This is a genomic window from Mycoplasma pogonae, assembly GCF_054170725.1.
In genome coordinates, this window is sequence record NZ_JBSWZS010000005.1 from 69263 (window position 1) to 88841 (window position 19579).

The window sequence follows — 19579 nt, forward strand, 5'->3', positions numbered from 1 at the left end:
TTATTGCTGCTCCTTACTTTTGTGTGAACCCGACATCATTAAACCGATTATTTCTCTAGTGAATTTCTCTTTTGGTCTAATAGCTTCAATTTTTCCTTTATTAATTACTGCGATTGTGTCTGCTAATGAAAAAATTTCATCTAACTCATATGAGATTAACAAAATTGCTTTTCCTTTAGCTTTTTCTTCCAAAATGTAAGAGTGAATATTGTTAATAGCTCCAACATCCAATCCTCGAGTTGGTTGTACAACGACCAATAAATCATGAGGTGTTAAAATTTCACGCCCAACAATTGCTTTTTGTTGGTTCCCCCCCGAAAGATCTCTAGCTATAGCAACCCCATCCCTAGAACCTCTAACATCAAAATTTTGAATAATTTCTTTTGTTAAATTTTTTTTAAAAGAATTTTTTATAAAACCTCATTTTTTTGTTTTTTTATCATAAAGAGATCTTAAAATAGAATTGTCATTAACATTAAAATCAAGCACTAATCCATATTTATGACGATCACCAGGAATGTAACTTAAGCCTTGTTTTTTAATAGATTTAACATCCATTTTAGTTAATTCAACAAATTTATTTTTTTTAGCAACAAATTTTTGAATTGAACCACTTTTAGCTTTTTTTAAACCAGTTACTAAAAATTCAATGTCTTCCTGTCCATTGTTTTCAATTCCGGCAATTGCAAATATTTCACCAGCATGAACTTCAAAACTTACATCATCTAAATGTTTAATTCCTTTGGTTGAAACATTTTCTAATTTTAAAATTACATTGCTACCAAATTTAGAATTATCATTTTTAATCATTTCAACATTTGCTCCAACCATAGCTTTGGAAATGTCTTGAAAATCTACACCTTTTAGTGTTGGAAATTTTTTTGTAACTTTTCCAAGTCGGATAACTGTGGCTTCATCACAAACTTGCTTAATTTCTTTTAATTTGTGAGAAATGAAAATAATTGTTTTCCCCGCTTCTTTAAACTTCAGCATAATTTTCAATAAACCTTGAATTTCTTGTTCTGTTAAAACAGCAGTAGGTTCATCAAAAATTAAAATATCAGCATCTCGGTAAAGCATCTTCATAATTTCAACTTTTTGCTGAGTGGCTACAGTTGCATTTTCAGTTTTTTCATTCAAACTAAACTCTAGACCATATTTTTCTTGCAATGCTTTAATTTTGATTGCAGCATTTTTTTGATCTAAAAATTTAAATTCTGTTTCTAGCTCATTTCCTAGAACAATATTTTCTAAATTAGTGTAAGCATCAACTAATTTAAAATGTTGGTGAACCATTCCGATTCCAATTTCGCTAGCTTCAAATGGGTTCTTAACATACACTTCTTTGCCATTAACTTTGATTTCCCCTTCTGTCGGTTCATATAAACCAAATAAGATGGACATTAAAGTTGATTTCCCAGCACCATTTTCACCAATTAATGCATGGATTGTGCCTTTTTCAACTTTAAAACTAATATCATCATTAGCTTTTAGGCCATAAAAAGATTTAGTGATGTTTTTAAACTCAACAGCATACTCTTTTTCCATAAAAACCTCAATTGTTGATTTAAATTTAATCCTTTAAAATTTTAACTTATTTAACTTATATTTAAAAACAAGTTTTTAAGCAATTTTGAATTCTTACAAAAAATTAATAATAAAAAAATTGTCTTTTGAATAAAAAACAATTTTTTAATAATTTTGTTTATTTAAAATAAATGACTATTTAGCTGATTCATTAATTTCTTTAGCTAATTTATTTAATTGTTCTTGAATCTTTGTTGATTCTGTTTCAATTGTTTTTAAGTATTTATTTAATACATCATTGTTTGCATCTATAAAGTATGCTGCAGCAGCTGTTAATGCTGCTTCAGCCAATGTTTTGTCAGATCCCGTTAATGTTGTTGCTGAGTATCCTACTCATTTATCAGCATAACCCTTATTTAATTTACTTCCAATTTGTGTGGCTGTTTGTTTTTTGAATAAACCAATTAAAACATCATATGAAGCTTGAGTCATTCCTTTTTCCACTGAGCTAAAGAATTTAGACGCTTCTTCAGGGAAAGCTAGTGATTGGTTAGTATCAACACCAATAACTAATTTTTCAGGTGTGTTTTTAATTTTTTCTAAAACCACTGCTGTAGCTGGTCCTGCAACTGGAAAAATAAGTTTTGTTTCACCAGAGACAGAAGATTGGACTGCTGATGTCATATCGGTTGTTTTTGAATCAAATCCTGAGTTGGTAATAACTGTGTCTCCATTAACTTTTACTTTATCTACTCCAGATGTATCATTTCAACTTTTTACACCTTCTAGAAATCCAATAATAAAGTTAGTTACACCTGGGAATGTTCCCCCTCCAAATGAAGAAAGAACACGCTTGTCTTTGTTAGAATCTCCTGGATATTTTTTAGCCAAGAATTCAGCAGCAGCTCTACCTACGATAAATGAACTTTCTTCAGTTTTAAAGTTTAATCCAAAGTTGTTATTAGTATCTTCTCCCAAATCCGGATTAAAGTCAATACCAATAATTACAACTCCTGCTTCTTTTAGTTCATTTTTTTTTGCTGCTCAATATGTTTTAATGTGCTGCTCATGTTTGAAACCTGGTAACAATCAGAATTTGTAACCATTTTCTAAAGCTGTATCATAAACCGCGCTATAAGCTGCATAAGTTTCTGTTGCTGGTTTTGCAGATCTTACAAAATCTTTAGGTAATGCATTATCTGTAAATTTTTGTAATTGATCATATGTGTATAGCAACGCTTCTCAAGCTGACTGGTTAAATGATTTATCTGTAACCTCTCCTGCATCAGTGATAACAACTATTTTATTTTTTTCAATAAATTCTTTTTCTAATCCTTCTGAACTTTTTTCGTTAACTTTTGTTAATCTATTTGCTGGTTCAATGTAGTTGTTTGGTTTTGGAACTGAAGAATTGTTTCCACAAGCAACTGCAACAAGTGTTACTAATGGTACACTTGTAATTGCTAAAGTTTTTAACATATTTTTAATTTTCATTAGGCCTCCGCGATCTTTTTATGCAATGAAAAAATTTAAACAATATCAAAATATTTTTATTTAATTTTAATATTATATAAATTATAATATTTTTTTACTTTTTTTCAAATTTAACTAAGTTTAACAAGTTTGAAAAAAAGCTAAAAGTGTTTCATAAAAAACTGCTTTTTTTCTTAATTTTGCTTGTTTAATAAAATTGCAGTTTTTGTTTTAATTTAATATAGCTTATAATTTTAAATAACAGAATTTTTGAAATTAACTTAAGGAATTGAGAAAATGAAAAATTGATTTTCAAAAAGCAAAAGTAAAGATAGTGAAGCAAATCAAGCTAATCAAGAACAAACTCCTGAGCAGCAGGAGCAGCGCAATTTAGAAGATAACCCTATTGCTTTTAAAGCAAATTTACAACAACCTTATGTGATGCATGATAATTCACAAGCTTTTTATCAAAAGCAAAATAAAGCCATCATTCGTATTTTTAAAAATGAAAAGTATTATAAAAATATTGCCTTGATAGTTTATGGCGGAATATTTTTATTAGCAGTATTATTGATTTTATTAATTTATTTTTTGCCAGATTCATTTGCTAAAGACGTAACTATAGCCCCATGACACTGATTTTTATTGCCCGGAATTATTGGAGCTTTGAGTTTATTTTTGTGTTTAAGCAATGTTATTGATTTTATTGATTTAAATAAAAAACAAGAAGCTATTTCATTATTCAATCCCGCCGCCCCCTATCCAGAACAAATTCGCGATTGATCGGCTTTAATTTATAAAAAAATTGTATTCCGACAAATTCATTTTTTGTGAACTGTTATTTTTATTATTTTTTATTTTGGTTTATTTACATTTATTGTGTGATTGTTAAATTATTTCACACCTTGGATCGTGCCCAAAGATGCAGTTAATCCCGAACTTTCCTTTCATGATTATTTATGGAAGGAATATGCTTTTTCTTTTAATACATTATGAAAATCCTACTTGATTACTTCCGGAATTTTGTTATTACTTGTGGCTGCAATGTTTTTGTATCGCAAACATAAATTAAATATTTTAAAACAATTTGTTTTAAATAAAGATTTATTGCATGTGAATTTTTATGAGTCTAAACGCAAACGTAATAAACTTTGCTTTTTTCTATGTTTAGCACCGCTAGTGATTTTGCTTCTACTCTTGTGAATTACCAAAACCATTATTAAAATTACTACTTCAGTTAAAGGTAAAAAATAATTAATTAAAAATATAAAAAAGCACATTTTATGCAGTGCGCCTCAAAAGTTGGACAAAACAACTAAGGAGCGCATTTTTTTATGTCAAAACTAACAAAAGAACAAAAAATTAAAATTTATAATGAATCTAAAAACCAGTCAGTATTAAATTTGTCTAAAAAATACAATGTTGATAGACAGGTAATTTATAACTTAATAAGACTTGGAAATAAAAAAGGTTTAAAATCTTTTGAAAAAATTAAAAATAAAAAATATTCTAATGAAATCAAATTAGAAGTAATTAATAAAGTTTTGCTTCAACATGAAAATATTAGTGATCTTGCTTCAGAATATGATATTAATTCTCCTGCTATGATTTCAAATTGAGTTAGATCTTATCTTGAAAATGGTTATAATTTAATAACTAAAAAAAGAGGTAGGCAAAGAATGACAAACCACGAAGATTTTTTATTAAAAAACAAAGACAAAAACCAAAATAATGAAACAAACAAAGAAAAACAACAAAAGGAGAAGATTGAATATTTACAAGCTGAAATTGCTTATTTAAAAAAGTTACGTGAACTGATGAAGAAGAAAGAAGAATCAAAGCAAAACAAAAAGTAAACATTATCATTCAACTATATAAGAAATATAAGTTAAAAAATTTATTAAAAGCTGCTAAAATTTCTAAATCAGTTTATTACTATTGAGCTTCTAAGCTTAGTTATGATAAAGATAATGAAGTTAAAGAAGAAATCCTTATAATTTTCACAAAACACTTTGAAAGATATGGATATCGCGGAATTCATGCAGAATTAAAAAGAAAAATGGTTATAAATACTAAAAAAGTACGAAGATTAATGAAAGAAATAGGTTTGATTGCAGTTAAAAAAACCAAAAGAAAACTTATTACCTATCGCGGGCAAATAAGCAAAATCTCTCCAAATCATTTACTTGTTGCTCAAGCAAATGATGATATAAATAAAAACCAAAAAACGAGAGACTTTTCAACTACAAAAACAAACCAAAAATGAGTGACTGATGTAACACAATTTTCATTTAAGGAACAAAAGATATTTCTTTCTCCGATTATGGATTTACATACTCGTGAAATTATTGCTTATGATATTTCTAAATCTCCCGACTTTAAGCAAATTAAAAAAATGCTACAACAAGCTTTTAATAAATTTAATAATTTAAAAGGATTAATTTTTCATTCAGATCAAGGCTGACAATATCAAATGAAAAAATATCAAAATGCTTTAGAAGAAAAAGGCATCATTCAATCAATGTCAAGAAAAGGAAATTGTTTAGATAATTCAATTATGGAAAACTTTTTTGGAATCCTAAAAAGAGAAATGTTTTATGGACATGAACATGAATTTGAGGATATTGAAGATTTTAATTAAAGCAATAGAAAACTACATTGAATATTATAATAACCAAAGGATATCAATTAGATTAAATAAAATGACCCCCGCAGAATTCAGAGATCATTCAAATACTTAAAATTTATAAATCCAACTTTTTGGGCGCATAGCATTTTATTGTGCTTTTGTTTCTAATTTTCGTAATTCATCACGGGTGTCTTGGGGTAAGCTTTCACCAAAATCCATTAGTTGTACCATTTTGTTAAATGCATTTTGAGGAATTGCTAGATCTGCTAAATTATCTAAAGTAATATGTAAATTAATTTGCTCTAAATTATCATTTTTAATTTTAGTAACAAACTCCGGATCTGCTACAAAAACTGATGATAAACCCACCAAATCACCATGTTGTAATGCTTCTAAGCATTTTTCAGGTGTATTAATACCACCACTAACAATCACAGGAACGCGCTTGTTAACATGTTGATAAACCACTTTGTTAACAATTTCACCAAAATAAGGACCCGGTGATTGCACCTGATATTTATAAATTTCCCGCCCCCAACTTGCTAAAGCTAAATAATCAATTTGGGTTTGCTCTAGCATTAAATCTAAAAACTCTAAAAAATCAGTTATGGGATAACCGATTTCTCCCCCTAATGTTTCTTCCGCTGTTGCTCGATAACCTAAAATAAAATCGGGCGAGGCATACTCATTAATTACTTGTTTTACAGCTTGCAAAACTTCAATTGCTAATCGAGAACGATTAGCAATACTAGTTGCCCCATATTGATCAGTACGTTTATTGCTAAAAGGTGAAAAAAAACTTTGAATAATAAGTTTTTGGGCTGAAGAGACTTCAACTCCATCAAATCCGGCTTGAATCGCTCTTCAAGTTGCTTTTTGATAATCTTTAATCAAATCTTTGATTTCTGCAATTGTTAATTCTCGAACTCGATGTTTATAAGGGTACATAAAAGTGAGTGGCGAAGGACCAACAACATAGCCTAACGTTTCCAAGCTAATAGTTGAAAATCTTCCGGCATGAACAAGTTGCAAAATCGCTTTAGCACCATTTGCTTTCATTGCTTTAGCTAGTTTTGCTAAAGCTGCAATTTTAGCATCTTCATCGACTCCAAAACCGTGATCAAAGATTCGCCCTTCTAAATTAATATATGCTGCGCTTGTGATTGATAAAGCTGCGCTTTTTGATCTTCTCAGTGCATAGTCAATATCACCTTGACTAACAAAACCATTTTCAGAAATATTTAAAGTTAAGGGCGATAAAACAAATCTGTCATGTAAGATAGAATTTTTAATTTTAATTGGTTCAAATAATTTTTGATATTTTAGATTCATAATGTGTCTAACTTAAAATTAAATTAACAAAATCTTCCACTGTGATTTTGTTGAAAAAATATTCTGGTAAATTTAAGTTTTGTAATTTAACAAATAAATCTGCTTTTGTCATTTTGGTGCCAATCAGACCTTGCTCAATTTCACCTAAATTTTTTGTTGTGAAGAAGTCCCCACTAATTTTGCATTTGGCAATTTTTGATTCTTCAACTAATAAAGAAATATTGATTGTCCCCACGCCTTCAAAACGTTGATCACGATTATATGAATATTGTGGCGTTAAACCATAAACTCAGTCTCAATTTTTGTATTTTTTAGCAACTAAATCATCAATTTGAGCTCATTCTTGATCTGTTAATACATATTTTTCAACTTTATCTAAGTTATCTACATGAAACATACGTTTTAAAATTTCATCACGGAATTGGTAAATATTGAAATTTTGAAATTGAGGATCTAAATAATCTTTTAATTCAGTAACTCTTTGTTTTACTGATTGAATTCCTTTAGATTCAATTTTTTTTCGATTTGGATTTAAAACTTGTAACATTGATTCATAATCAATTTGGTATAAAAGTGAATAACCACCGTAAATTACATCATCTTTCTTCAACATTGCAGCACCAGAAACTTTTTTACCATTAATTGTTAAATCATTTTTCCCCGTTTGTTCTAAGTTTTTAACACCCATGCTTGCTAAAATGTTGATAATTGGTTGGTAAAACTTTTTGTAATTTCCTAGAATATCATTTTCATTATTGGCATCCGGAATTAAAAAACAAAAATTAACAGAATTGTTATCAATATAGATTGCTCCGCCCCCTGTATCACGACGTACAACTGGAATATTGTGTTTTTCTAAAAATTCACGATTAGTTTCAACTTCAGGATTTTGAAAATATCCAAATTGCACATGTGGGTCACAAATAAAAGGGAAAACTAATGTGTCTTGAATTTTTAATGTGTTTAATGCTCACACTTGCAGTGCCATGATGTAAGCACCATCTTTAATTAGCTTGCCGTCTCTGATTGGTTCAACTAAAATCATATTCTACCTATTTCTTTACTTGTTTATTTAGTTAATTTTAAAATTCAATTTTCAAATTGATTGCTTGAGTTTAAGAGTTTAGGGTTAGTTTCTAATTCCTCATTAAATTCAACTACTTCACCTGCAAAAGGGGATCTTAAATACATAATTGCTTTTGAAGATTCAATTGTTAAAATTAAATCATTTTCTTGTAATTTTGTTCCTATGGTAATAGGTTCAACTTTAATGTAATTTACAGCACCCAAATCATCTTGTAGTCTTGTGGAAGGGTGAATTGTATATACACCATTATTTTCAATAATAATCAATTGTTTTGTTTCGCTTGTCATATTTATAACTCCTTAGTTAATTGGTTTTTCATGTTTTTTAATAAATTCTTTAATTTTCGCTTCATAAGCATCATGTGCTTTGAATAATGTTTCAATATGATTAATTTTATCCAAAAATAGATAGTCATAATAAGGATTTTTATTTTCTAATTGTTTCTGATGGACAACATTAGCATGGAAAAAAGGCACAAAGTCATCACCCTTACCATGGATTAATAAAATGGGCGTTTTATAATTAGTTGCTGTTTTTTGTAATAAGTCATAATCAAAAATATTTGACTTGGTTAATTCACGATGACTTTTTAATAAATTGTGATCCATTAATCATCAAGGTTTTTTAAATCGATATTGCATTACAAACCGAAATTGCACTAACAAGCTAATAAAACCACAGTCTGGAATTGCTCAACTAATTTGATGTCCATCATCATTATTTAATAAATAATAATTAATAGTTGAAGCACCCATGCTGTTTCCAACCATGCCAATTACTTTAGCACCATGTTTTTGTTTTAAGTAATCAATGATAATTGGTAAATCATTGGCAGAATTAATTCCGGTATCACTATAATCACCATATGTTTTACCATGAGCATAATTATCAAAAGTTAAAACATTATAACCCATTTTATAAAATAAGGTTACTAGGCGTAAAGCTAAAAATTTATTTTCTGTTCATCCATGTAAACCAATAACTCATTTATCAGTAAGTTTTTTCTGCATTACAGTTAAACAACTAATGTTTTTACCATCATTATTTTTTAAAACAAATTCTTGATAATTTTCATTTTCTCATTTGATTGGATAACCATGTTTTGTTAAATCTTTTTTAACAACATCATAATAATGATTTTCAAAACTGTGATATTCAATTTCACCGCCATCTTCAGTTGGTATTTTACCCACTCTTGGATAAGTAAAACAAAATTCTCAAAATTGTTTTTGGTATTTTTTAGAATAATATATTGTCAAAGGAAACAACAAAGTTCTAGCTAATTTTTTCCAAAAATTATAAGTAAATTTATCATAACCATTTTCAATAACATTTTGAGGCACATCTTTATTTATAACACGCATTTGTAATCCTTTTTTTAATAAAATATTAATAAAAATTATATTACTTTATCTAACCAAAAGTAATAAAAAAGCTTAAAAAACTTAAGCTTTTTGACTTTTTCACTTTGCTTGGTACTCTTCTAAGATTAGAACTAATTTTTCAATTTTATCTTGAAAAATTTTATCATCCATATTCTCAGGTTTAACTTTTTGAGCATGAATTCATAGAATAATTAAATAATTAACAAAAATTCGATGTTGCAAAATATATTCATAATCATAATCTTCATATGCATCTAATAAAATAGTTTCTTGTTCATCATTTAAAGCAGAGCTTTCAATGAAATAAGCTAGATCAAAATGTTTATCTCCTTTTGTAGCATATTCTCAATCTAGAACAAAAATTTTATTGTTATTATCAATAATCATGTTTCTAAATCACAAATCATTGTGACAAGGAATATCTTTTTTCATATTTTTTAAGATTAAATTAATCTTTTTATAATATTTATTTAATACTGGAATATTAATATTTTTTTCTTGCAAGATCTTACGATATTCCTTGACTCTAGCGGCATGATTTGAAGCTGGTAATTGTAATTTAGAAGTGTGAATTGTTTTCATGATGGCAGCAATTTTTTTCAAGTTTTCTTCACTTGTATAAAATTCTTGTCCTTCAATCCATTTTCAAACAATTTCTTTGTCATTATCTGAAATTAGTTCTGGTACAAAATCAAACATTTTTAATTGACTATAGTCAAGTTTGTGATTAAATTTGGTGTAAACTTTTTCCTGAACAAACAAATCACCATCTTTATAAGAAACATTTGTTAGGCCTTTTTTAAGTGGTATTTTCATAAAAAAATTATATAGCTTTTTCAAAATTTTTATTTTTATATAAATTTTAAATTAACAAGAAAAATTAGAAAAGTAAGATATTAAAAATAGATAAAAAATAAACACTAAAAAAAATTTTTGTTGAAATTTATTATATATCTAGTTTTATAAATTATATATTTTTTAAATATCTCTAATTTTAAGAAATTTTGAATTAACAAAAGGATCAATCATTTTAACTTCGCCTCTTGTTTTTACATATTTACAATATGTATCATTTTCTTTATCATATTTTTTATTGTCTAAAATTTCAAATTCTAAACCATAAATCATAAATGATTTTTTATGACAAATAGCAGCTGGGATATCATCTTTTTTTCACAATTTGTTAAATGAATCAAATTTAAAAGGATATTCAAAAGAAGTTAATATTTTTACTCCGTTGTATTCATTATTTTTTAAATCATATAATTTTTCAAAAATAGACAAATTATTTTTAAACATTATTTTTGTTTGCAAATACTGTAATGTTTCTACGTGCATTAAAATAAAAAAATCTTTTTTTTCATTATTTTTTAAATTAATTACACTACTTATTAAAGAATCTAAATCATAAAAATCAAATTTAAATAAATCTAGGCATTTTAATTCAGCTTCTTTAGTGAATCCACCTTTATATTCAATAGCAGAAGCATTTGAATTAATATTTAAATCATTGATTGTGTCATTTACATGAATAAACAAGTTTTCATAAATTTTTTTTCTTACACTCAATAAAATAGCTTTTTTTACATCATCTGTAACTCGATTAATGTCTTCTTTGTCAAATTTATTTTGATCTATTCTGATACTATATAGTAGTGAATATAAGTTTAAATTAAAATATATTTCTTTTACATAAATTGTTATTCCATCTTCATCTTCGAATAAATCATTAAAATCTAAAGAAATATAATGTTTTTTTATTAAAATATCCGTTTTTTCTAAGGGTGTCAAAATTGTTAAATCAGTAATCTCTGGAATTACATTTAATATTTCTTTTTTTAAATCTTTACATTTAAGTTTGTTTTTCATTGTTATTTACCTTTTAAATTTTTAAACTATTTATTGTAATTTTATTTCTTTTTAAATATTCTATTTAAATAATGAAGTTTAAATTGTAAAAATTTTTTCTGAAATTTTTAAGTCTATATTCTTTTTTAGTTCTTTTAATGGAAATTCATTTTCTTGAAATTCGTTTATTATATGATTAAATCTTTGATCATTTAAAAATACTAAATATTCTTTTAAATATAATGATTTTTCTGACATAAATTTATTTATATCTTTAATAGTTATATTTATGTTCATTTTTTCATTAAAATAATTCAAAACAATATTTTTATATAAATCATTTTCAGGATCATCATTAGATTCTTGATAAAAATATGCATCCACTAATTCAATATCCTTGTCTATGTAAAAGCTTTTGAAAAGACTAGGATTGTTTTCTTTATTTTCATTAACAAATTCTTTTAATTTTTTTAAGTATATTTGATTAATGTTATTAAAGTGGCTATATGTGATTTCATTAAAAAAAATTTTTTCAATTAAATAGTTAAGTGTTATCTTGTCATGTTTGTGATCTTTTTTTTGTGGTAAAACTATTTCAACACTTTGGTTTTCTGTATTAACTAAACCAATTAGTAATGAAATTGTATTGCTAAAATAGCTTTTCATATATTTTTGATAACCAAGTTTTAAACTATAGGTTTTATCCTTATCATAATCATTATATTTAGATTTTACTTCTATAAAGTATTGGAAGCCAAATTTTGTTTTAATAACAAAATCAATATATGATTGCCTATATCCGCTATCATATTCTTTTTCATTAAAGTACTCAAAATTAATATCTGAATGTTGAGTAGGTAATTTTGAAAATAATGAAATTAAATTACTATTTTTTTCATTATTTTTAATTAAATTATATTTATTTAATGATTCAAATAATTTATCAATAAAATCTTTTTCAGGTTTTGAATCTAAATAAAGTTTCTGAAATTCTTCTTTTTTTTCTGAATCTACAATTTCTTCATAAGCATAATTTTGATACTTGTGGATATTATCTATTGATAATTGGTTTTTAGATATTCAAACATTATATGTGTCTAACATTTTTGTATCTATATTAATTTTATACTCTTCATTTTCTCTATTTATAATTAAAGCTTCTTTATAGAATGTTTCTAGATCTCTCATTTTTTTGGTAATTAATGTATATATAAATATATCGAAATCTAAATTTTCTTTTTCACAATATTTTTTTAAATAATCATTAATTTTAGGAGTAAATAAATATTTGTACTTTTCTAAACTATTTAAAATGTAAATTCTTAAGTTTATTTTGTTTTTAAAGTATTCTTTATCATTTACTTTTTCACCAGTTGTAGCATTTTGAATATAAGAAATTTCTGCTTTTGGTATTTCTAATTTTGTTGATTTTTCATTTTCTAAGTATTGTTGATTTGTTAAATTGTGATTTAATATTTTTTCTTCAATTTTATTTAAAAGTGAATTCTCATTTTTTTCATTTATTTCCTGCTTGTTTTTAATAAAACCACTAGCTAATTGAACATTCTCAAACTTAGGCTTAAGTTTATAAGACTGATTAAACCTTGTGGATTCTTGAAAATCACTATATAAATAATATTTATTTGTTATTTCGTTCTTTTCTAATAAAGGATGGGGATTTCTTTTTATCCTACCTATTGTTTGTATATTTAATTGTTCTGAAGAAACTCTTCTAAGTTGAACTAGCATACAAGCCCTAGGTATATCTCATCCAGTTGCTGGACCAACTTTGAAAATAATTACATCAAATAATGAATTATGTTTTGAAGCTTCTTCAAGAGTTGGGGGAAAATTTAAATTACTACTTACTTTATCATTTGAAAAATATTTTAAATAACTCAAACCGTTATCTACTAATAATTTAATTATTTCTGCAATATTTTTATCAAATTCTTCTTTTTTAAATTTTTTTTCTGCTGCCGAACCTTTTGAATCTTCTGAGCGAACTTGTATCAACATTGCTGGATTAATATAAATTTCATCTTTTTCTAATTTTTTATATTCTTTTTGTATTTCTTTAAATTTTTTAATAGCATTTTTAAGTGCAAAATAATCTTCTTCAATTTCTTCTAGTTTAGGGTATTCTCCTTCTGTTTTTAAAAGAAATTTTTCATCATTTTCAAGTTCTTCAGGTGTTAACTCTATTAAATAATTTAAATTTTTTGGTGTTGCTGTCATTTTTATTACAAATGATGCAACATCTATTAATTGACTATCAAAATTTTGATCAAAAATTTTAATATCACCTGATTTATAATCACCCCTATGCGCTTCATCTCTTATATAAATAAGTTCTAAATTAGGATCATTTTTAGCTTCTTGAATAAAATCATTTAAAATACCTAATTCTGTAAAAAGTTTTTTCTTTCCAAATGAAGAAGTTCCAAAAATTAAAACCTTATTATTTTCAACATAAAATTTTTTAACGTCTTCCCCTTTATCTGTGCTAGACGGAGAAACACGATGTTCAATATTTAAATTTTGAAAAGGTAAATATTTTTTATAGTATTCAATTTTTTTTGAAAATGCTTTTGGCAACTCAGCATTTGAAATTGTTGCTATAACAAACATTACTTTTTTGCTTGGTTTGTAAATATTGATATATTCGGCAATTTTAGAAATAATATAAGAAGCCATAAAAGTTTTACCAGAACCTGTAGGAGCTTTAAAATCTACAATTTTATCTTTTCTAGTATGCTCTATATATCTTTTTACAATTCTATTTACAGCATTTTCTTGAGACCTTGTTAACATCATAATAATGAATTTTCCTTTTTTGATTTTATTTTTTTTCTTTTTTGTATGGGTTTAATCCAGAAAGATCGTAATAAATGTCTAAATTTTGTGGATTATAACTTGGATTTAAAAGTTTTAAATTGCTAATTGCAATTTCTTTTATTTCATCAATTGATTTTTCTGTAGTTTTGCCTATGGATATATTAAAATGCTTGATATCAAAAACTCTTAATTTACTGTTTTCAAAGTTTTTATTTTTAATATTTCATTCTGTTTCAAAACCTTTTGTATTACGGCCATTTATAATCGTTAACAATCTTTCATAAGTAACTTTTTCTGCAATTTCATTTTCATTATTTGTTACTAAAATAAAATTTCTTTTGCCATTATCTTCACTATTTAATTGCAATGTTGCATGTCCTGTTGTTCCTGAGCCTGCAAAAAAGTCTAAAATTGTTGCATTTTTGTTAGGGTGTAAATGAATTAAATATTTTATTAATTCTATAGGTTTCGGATTATCAAATGTTAAATTAGTTTCCAATATTTCATTATTACCATCTTTTGTCCATATTCCACTTATTATTGTATAAGGTAATTTAATTATGCTATATGGAATTTTTTTCATTGTGCCATCATTTTTAAAAATTTTAGCAACTAAATGTTTCCCTGGTTCTGCTTTGAAAGGAACTAAAATATAATTTTCATTATCTATTAATAAATCTCAATATTTTTTCTTCTCTTCCGTTAAATCTTCGTAAGCTAAATTTCTATGCTCATTCTTATTTATTTTTTTACCAAAATTTTTTCTTAATATATCATCATTTATTAAAATTAATTTCCCATTAAACTTGTTTAGATATTTTTTAAATCCTGATAATTTTGTGTTAACTTCAGAAAGGGATTTCTTTCTAATTTGACTAGAATAAGCAAGAACATACTCATGGCCCTCATAAATTTGTGTGCTTAATCCGCCGCCAGACTTTTTTTGTCAAACAAAATTTGTAATAAAATTTTCTTCACCAAAAATTTCATCCATTAAAACTTTTAAATATGCTTGTTCATTATCATCAATCGAAACAAAAATTACACCATCTTCAGAAAGAAGTTTTTTTGCTAATTGCAATCGTTCATTCATCATGTTTAATCAGCCGTTACGACCAAATTTATCTTTGTAAATAAATTTAGAAGCTTGGCCTTCTTTGGAAGAAAGATTATTACCATCACCTGCAGCTGATTCGGTATTGTAGGGCGGATCAATATAAATAATGTCAATTTTTTCTTTATAAGTTAAAAGTAGATTTTTTAAGGCTTCGTAATTTTCACCAATAATTAATTTATTTTCATCTTCTGTTGCTAAATTGTTGTTTTTAATGTAGATGTTTTTATCAACCGATTGATTAACTAAAGCAATATATCCTTCAGCAACTTCAAATGTTTCGTCAAAAGTGAAACCTATCTTAATTCGTTTTAAAATAAAAGATAATAAAGCATCTAAATCTTCTTTTTCATCAAATGAGTTAATGATTTTTATTGCTAATCTTTTTTGATCTTGATTTAAATAAGTTGTATCTAAGTTTTCAATTATGTTAATGGCGGTTGTTTTATTCATAGCAACCTACCATTAATTTTTGAATAAATAATTTTAAGCTATATATATATATATATATATAGAATGGGCGTTAGATTTTTTACTTAATCCATAAGTAAATAAATTTTGTAATTTTTTCATTTTAAATCCTTTTATGATAGTTATTTTAAAATTAAATTATACAAATTTTATTTATTTTAAAAAGTGTTGCTATTTTTCTTTTTTGTATGGATTTAATCCAGAAAGATCATAATAAATGTCTAAATTTTGTGGACTATAACTTGGATTTAAAAGTTTTAAATTGCTAATTGCAATTTCTTTTATTTCATCAATTGATTTTTCTGTAGTTTTGCCTATGGATATATCAAAATGCTTGATATCAAAAACTCTTAATTTTGCTGTAGAATAAGGCTGATTATTTTTTAATCAGACAAAAGTTTCTCCATTAGTACTTTTACCTTCTATTATTCTATAAAGTCGTTCATAAGTTACATCTAATCCTATATTATTTTCATTATTTGTAACTAATATAAAGTTTCTTGATCCACCATCTTCACGATTAAGTTCTAAAACGGCATGGCCTGTTGTGCCAGAACCCGCAAAAAAATCTAAAACTGTTGCATTTTTGTTTTTCATTTTAGAAATAACTCATTTCATCATTTCTAATGATTTAGGATAATCAAATTTTTTTTGCCCTAATATTGAAACTAGTAACTCATTACCAAATTTTCTAGTATCAAATTTTTTAATTGTAGTATCTTTTGAATATCCTGTAAATCTATTTTTATGAAAAATACGAAATTCATTATTTACATCTTTTGAAAAAACTATTTCATCTTTATATTCTTTAATAAATCTTTCTGAAGCTCAATTTCAAGGATATTGAATACCTTTTCTTATAGACGGTCTTATAGGAACGAAACCTTTATTAATTAAATCATTGTCATAATTATTAAAATTTTTTTTATCTTTATTGTATTCATCTTTTATAATTACTTCATTCTTTTTCGGTTCATAATATATTGTATATCCTCTATTTTTATTTTTTTCTAATGGGCTATTTATGGAATCAAAAGAGTTTGTAATAGAATATCATCCAAAATCATCTTTAAATTTATATTTTTTTTCGTCTCTTTTAGAACTAATATTAATTTCAATATTAAATTTTTCTATATTTTTAGAATATAAATGCAAAAACTCATGTTGTTTTTTAAAATTTTTACTTTGATTTGCTCCTTGCGCTGTTTTATCAATGATAAAAGTAGTAATAAAATTTTCTTCACCGAAAATTTCATCCATTAAAACTTTTAAATATGCTTGTTCATTATCATCGATTGAAACAAAAATTACACCATCTTCAGAAAGAAGTTTTTTTGCTAATTGCAATCGTTCATTCATCATGTTTAATCAGCCGTTACGACCAAATTTATCTTTGTAAATGAATTTAGAAGCTTGACCTTCTTTTGATGATAAATTATTACCATCTCCTGCAGCTGATTCGGTATTGTAGGGCGGATCAATATAAATAATGTCAATTTTTTCTTTATAAGTTAAAAGTAGATTTTTTAAGGCTTCGTAATTTTCGCCAATAATTAATTTATTTTCATTTTCTGTTGCTAAATTGTTGTTTTTAATGTTAATGTTTTTGTCAACTAATTGGTTAACTAAAGCAATATGCCCTTCAGCAACTTCGAATGTTTCATCAAAAGTGAAACCTATCTTAATTCGTTTTAAAATAAAAGATAATAAAGCATCTAAATCTTCTTTTTCATCAAATGAGTTAATAATTTTCAATGCTAATCTTTTTTGGTCTTGATTTAAATAAGTTGTATCAAGGTTTTTAATTATGTTAATAGCGGTTGTTTTATTCATAACAACCTGCTATTAATTTTTTTATAGATGAGTTTAAGCTATATATATATATATATATATATATATATATAGAAAGGGCTTTAGCTTTTAAAATTGATCTATAAGCTAATGAATTATATAAATTTTTCATTTTAAATCCTTTTCTAATTTTTATTTAAAATTAAATTATACAAATTTTATTTAATGCAAAAATTTATTTTTCTTCTTTTTTATAAGGATTTAAACCGGATAAATCATAATAAATATCTAAATTTTGTGGATTATAATTTGGATTTAAAAGTTTTAAATTGCTAATTGCAATTTCTTTTATTTCATCAATTGATTTTTCTGTAGTTTTGCCTATGGATATATCAAAATGTTTGATATCAAAAACTCTTAATTTCGCTGTAGAATAAGGCTGATTATTTTTTAATCAATCAAAATTTTCTTTATTAGTCCCTTGGCCGTTTATTATTCTATAAAGTCTTTCATAAGTAACATCAATACCTATATTATTTTCATTATTTGTAACTAATATGAAATTTCTAGATCCTCCATCTTCACGGTTAATCTCCAAAACTGCATGGCCTGTTGTGCCAGAACCTGCAAAGAAATCTAAAACTGTTGCATTTTTATTACTACAAAATTGAGTTAAAAATTTTATTAATGAAGTGGGTTTGGGATATAAAAAATCACTTTTTAATATAGTTTGTAATAAACTATTACCTGAATTTGTTGAAATTTTAGAAGAAAAAATAATATCTTTCACATAATATGAAATATTACGTTTTTTTGTGTAAATTTTATATAAGCCATTTTTATTTATAACTTTTAAGTTATGTTTTTCATTTAAAACTTTTTCTTTACTCCATCTCCAAACTCCTTGAAGACCATCCTTATTTTTAGGTGGTAGTATTTCAAAATATTTATTGTCCTCTTTCTCTAAAGAAATATCATTTCCATTTGTATATATAGGGTAATACAAATTTTTTCTAGTATGAATATTGAAAGAATTAATATTTGTATTTTGTAATTCATTTAATAAAATGTAATCTGAAATATCATCATTAAAAATTTGGATATCTTTCGAATCATAAAGATTGCTCATTAACTTTTCTAAAAATTCTCTATTCATTTCTATTTTATTTTGTGTAGATATATTTTTTGCATAAAATAAAATATACTCATTTGTTTTAGCTAAACCCACATTAGAAGTTTGCCTACCTTTTCTATTTGAAACTCATGTTATCAAATTAATAAAATTTTCTTCTCCAAAAATTTCATCCATCAAAACTTTTAAATAGGCTTGTTCATTATCATCAATTGAAACAAAAATTACACCATCTTCAGAGAGTAATTCTTTAGCTAATTTTAGTCGTTCATTCATCATGTTTAATCAGCCATTACGTCCAAATTTATCTTTATAAATAAATTTTGAAGCTTGACCTTCTTTTGATGATAAATTATTACCATCATTTGCAGCTTTTTCAGTATTGTATGGAGGGTCAATATAGATGATGTCAATTTTTTCTTTGTGAGTTAGAAGTAGATTTTTTAATGCTTCGTAGTTTTCACCAATAATTAATTTATTTTCATTTTCTGTTGCTAAATTGTTGTTTTTAATGTTGATGTTTTTATCTTTTAATTGATTTACAACTGCAATATGTCCTTCAGCAACTTCAAATGTTTCATCAAATGTAAAACCAATTTTAATCCGTTTTAAAATAAATGATAGTAAGGCATTTAAATCATCTTTTTCATCAAATGATTCAATAATCTTTAATGCTAACCTTTTTTGATCTTGATTTAAATATGTTGTGTCAAGATTTTTGATTGTGTTAATGGCAGTTGTTTTATTCATAACAACCACCTATTAACTTTTGTATAAAAGATTTTAAGCTATATATATATATATATATATATATATATATATATATATATATATATATAGAGAGAGAGAGAGAGAGAGTATTAAATTTTTTCATTTTAAATCCTTTTATGATAACTATTTTAAAATTAAATTATATGAACTATTTAAATTTTAAAAAATATTTAAATAATTT

The 19579-nt window shown here is 25.3% G+C and carries 16 protein-coding genes; 4 read left to right on the forward strand and 12 right to left on the reverse strand.

What is annotated here, in order from left to right:
- Window positions 1-1548 (reverse strand): ABC transporter ATP-binding protein, encoded by a 1548-nt coding sequence (locus tag ACW95P_RS02670; RefSeq protein ID WP_457961692.1) that lies wholly within the window; start codon window positions 1546-1548, stop codon window positions 1-3.
- Between the two features lie 174 nt (window positions 1549-1722).
- A complete protein-coding gene (locus ACW95P_RS02675) occupies window positions 1723-3021 on the reverse strand; it encodes a BMP family ABC transporter substrate-binding protein (RefSeq protein ID WP_457961693.1) in 1299 nt (432 codons plus the stop codon).
- Window positions 3022-3297: 276 nt separating this feature from the next.
- Here ACW95P_RS02675 and ACW95P_RS02680 point away from each other — a divergent pair, with 276 nt between their 5' ends.
- From ACW95P_RS02680 to ACW95P_RS02695, 4 genes are all read left to right on the forward strand, one after another.
- Entirely contained in the window at window positions 3298-4254 is a 957-nt protein-coding gene (locus tag ACW95P_RS02680) for an MSC_0882 family membrane protein (protein WP_457961694.1), read from the forward strand.
- 80 nt (window positions 4255-4334) lie between these two features.
- Complete coding sequence (locus ACW95P_RS02685; protein ID WP_457961695.1) at window positions 4335-4856, forward strand: transposase; 522 nt, start codon at window positions 4335-4337, stop codon at window positions 4854-4856.
- Window positions 4857-4858: 2 nt separating this feature from the next.
- The gene (locus ACW95P_RS02690) at window positions 4859-5641 is read left to right on the forward strand and encodes an IS3 family transposase (protein ID WP_457961707.1); all 783 of its coding nucleotides are present in this window, start codon (window positions 4859-4861) and stop codon (window positions 5639-5641) included.
- A complete protein-coding gene (locus ACW95P_RS02695; protein WP_457961696.1) occupies window positions 5610-5741 on the forward strand; it encodes an IS3 family transposase in 132 nt (43 codons plus the stop codon). Before ACW95P_RS02690 ends, ACW95P_RS02695 begins: the two co-directional genes overlap by 32 nt.
- Window positions 5742-5776: 35 nt before the next feature.
- On the opposite strand, the gene ACW95P_RS02700 is transcribed toward ACW95P_RS02695, so the two are convergent.
- The 10 genes from ACW95P_RS02700 to ACW95P_RS02745 all read right to left on the reverse strand — a co-directional run bounded on the left by ACW95P_RS02700 (window position 5777) and on the right by ACW95P_RS02745 (window position 19377).
- Window positions 5777-6961, reverse strand: coding sequence for an oxidoreductase (locus tag ACW95P_RS02700; RefSeq protein WP_457961697.1), 1185 nt, complete (start codon window positions 6959-6961; stop codon window positions 5777-5779).
- Window positions 6962-6968: 7 nt separating this feature from the next.
- The gene (locus ACW95P_RS02705; RefSeq protein ID WP_457961698.1) at window positions 6969-8006 is read right to left on the reverse strand and encodes a lipoate--protein ligase; all 1038 of its coding nucleotides are present in this window, start codon (window positions 8004-8006) and stop codon (window positions 6969-6971) included.
- Between the two features lie 23 nt (window positions 8007-8029).
- Window positions 8030-8335, reverse strand: coding sequence for a glycine cleavage system H family protein (locus ACW95P_RS02710; protein WP_457961699.1), 306 nt, complete (start codon window positions 8333-8335; stop codon window positions 8030-8032).
- Between the two features lie 12 nt (window positions 8336-8347).
- Window positions 8348-9412: an alpha/beta hydrolase gene (locus tag ACW95P_RS02715; protein WP_457961700.1), complete on the reverse strand. Its 1065-nt coding sequence runs from the start codon at window positions 9410-9412 to the stop codon at window positions 8348-8350.
- An 81-nt stretch (window positions 9413-9493) separates the two neighbouring features.
- Window positions 9494-10249, reverse strand: a complete 756-nt coding sequence (locus tag ACW95P_RS02720) for a phosphotransferase (RefSeq protein WP_457961701.1) — start codon at window positions 10247-10249, stop codon at window positions 9494-9496.
- Window positions 10250-10411: 162 nt separating this feature from the next.
- Window positions 10412-11302, reverse strand: a complete 891-nt coding sequence (locus tag ACW95P_RS02725; RefSeq protein ID WP_457961702.1) for a hypothetical protein — start codon at window positions 11300-11302, stop codon at window positions 10412-10414.
- A gap of 78 nt (window positions 11303-11380) precedes the next feature.
- Window positions 11381-14095: a DEAD/DEAH box helicase family protein gene (locus ACW95P_RS02730; protein WP_457961703.1), complete on the reverse strand. Its 2715-nt coding sequence runs from the start codon at window positions 14093-14095 to the stop codon at window positions 11381-11383.
- 28 nt (window positions 14096-14123) lie between these two features.
- Window positions 14124-15686, reverse strand: a complete 1563-nt coding sequence (locus ACW95P_RS02735; RefSeq protein ID WP_457961704.1) for a site-specific DNA-methyltransferase — start codon at window positions 15684-15686, stop codon at window positions 14124-14126.
- A 189-nt stretch (window positions 15687-15875) separates the two neighbouring features.
- Entirely contained in the window at window positions 15876-17537 is a 1662-nt protein-coding gene (locus ACW95P_RS02740; protein WP_457961705.1) for a site-specific DNA-methyltransferase, read from the reverse strand.
- A 193-nt stretch (window positions 17538-17730) separates the two neighbouring features.
- Window positions 17731-19377, reverse strand: a complete 1647-nt coding sequence (locus tag ACW95P_RS02745; protein ID WP_457961706.1) for a site-specific DNA-methyltransferase — start codon at window positions 19375-19377, stop codon at window positions 17731-17733.
- Window positions 19378-19579: the final 202 nt, after the last annotated feature.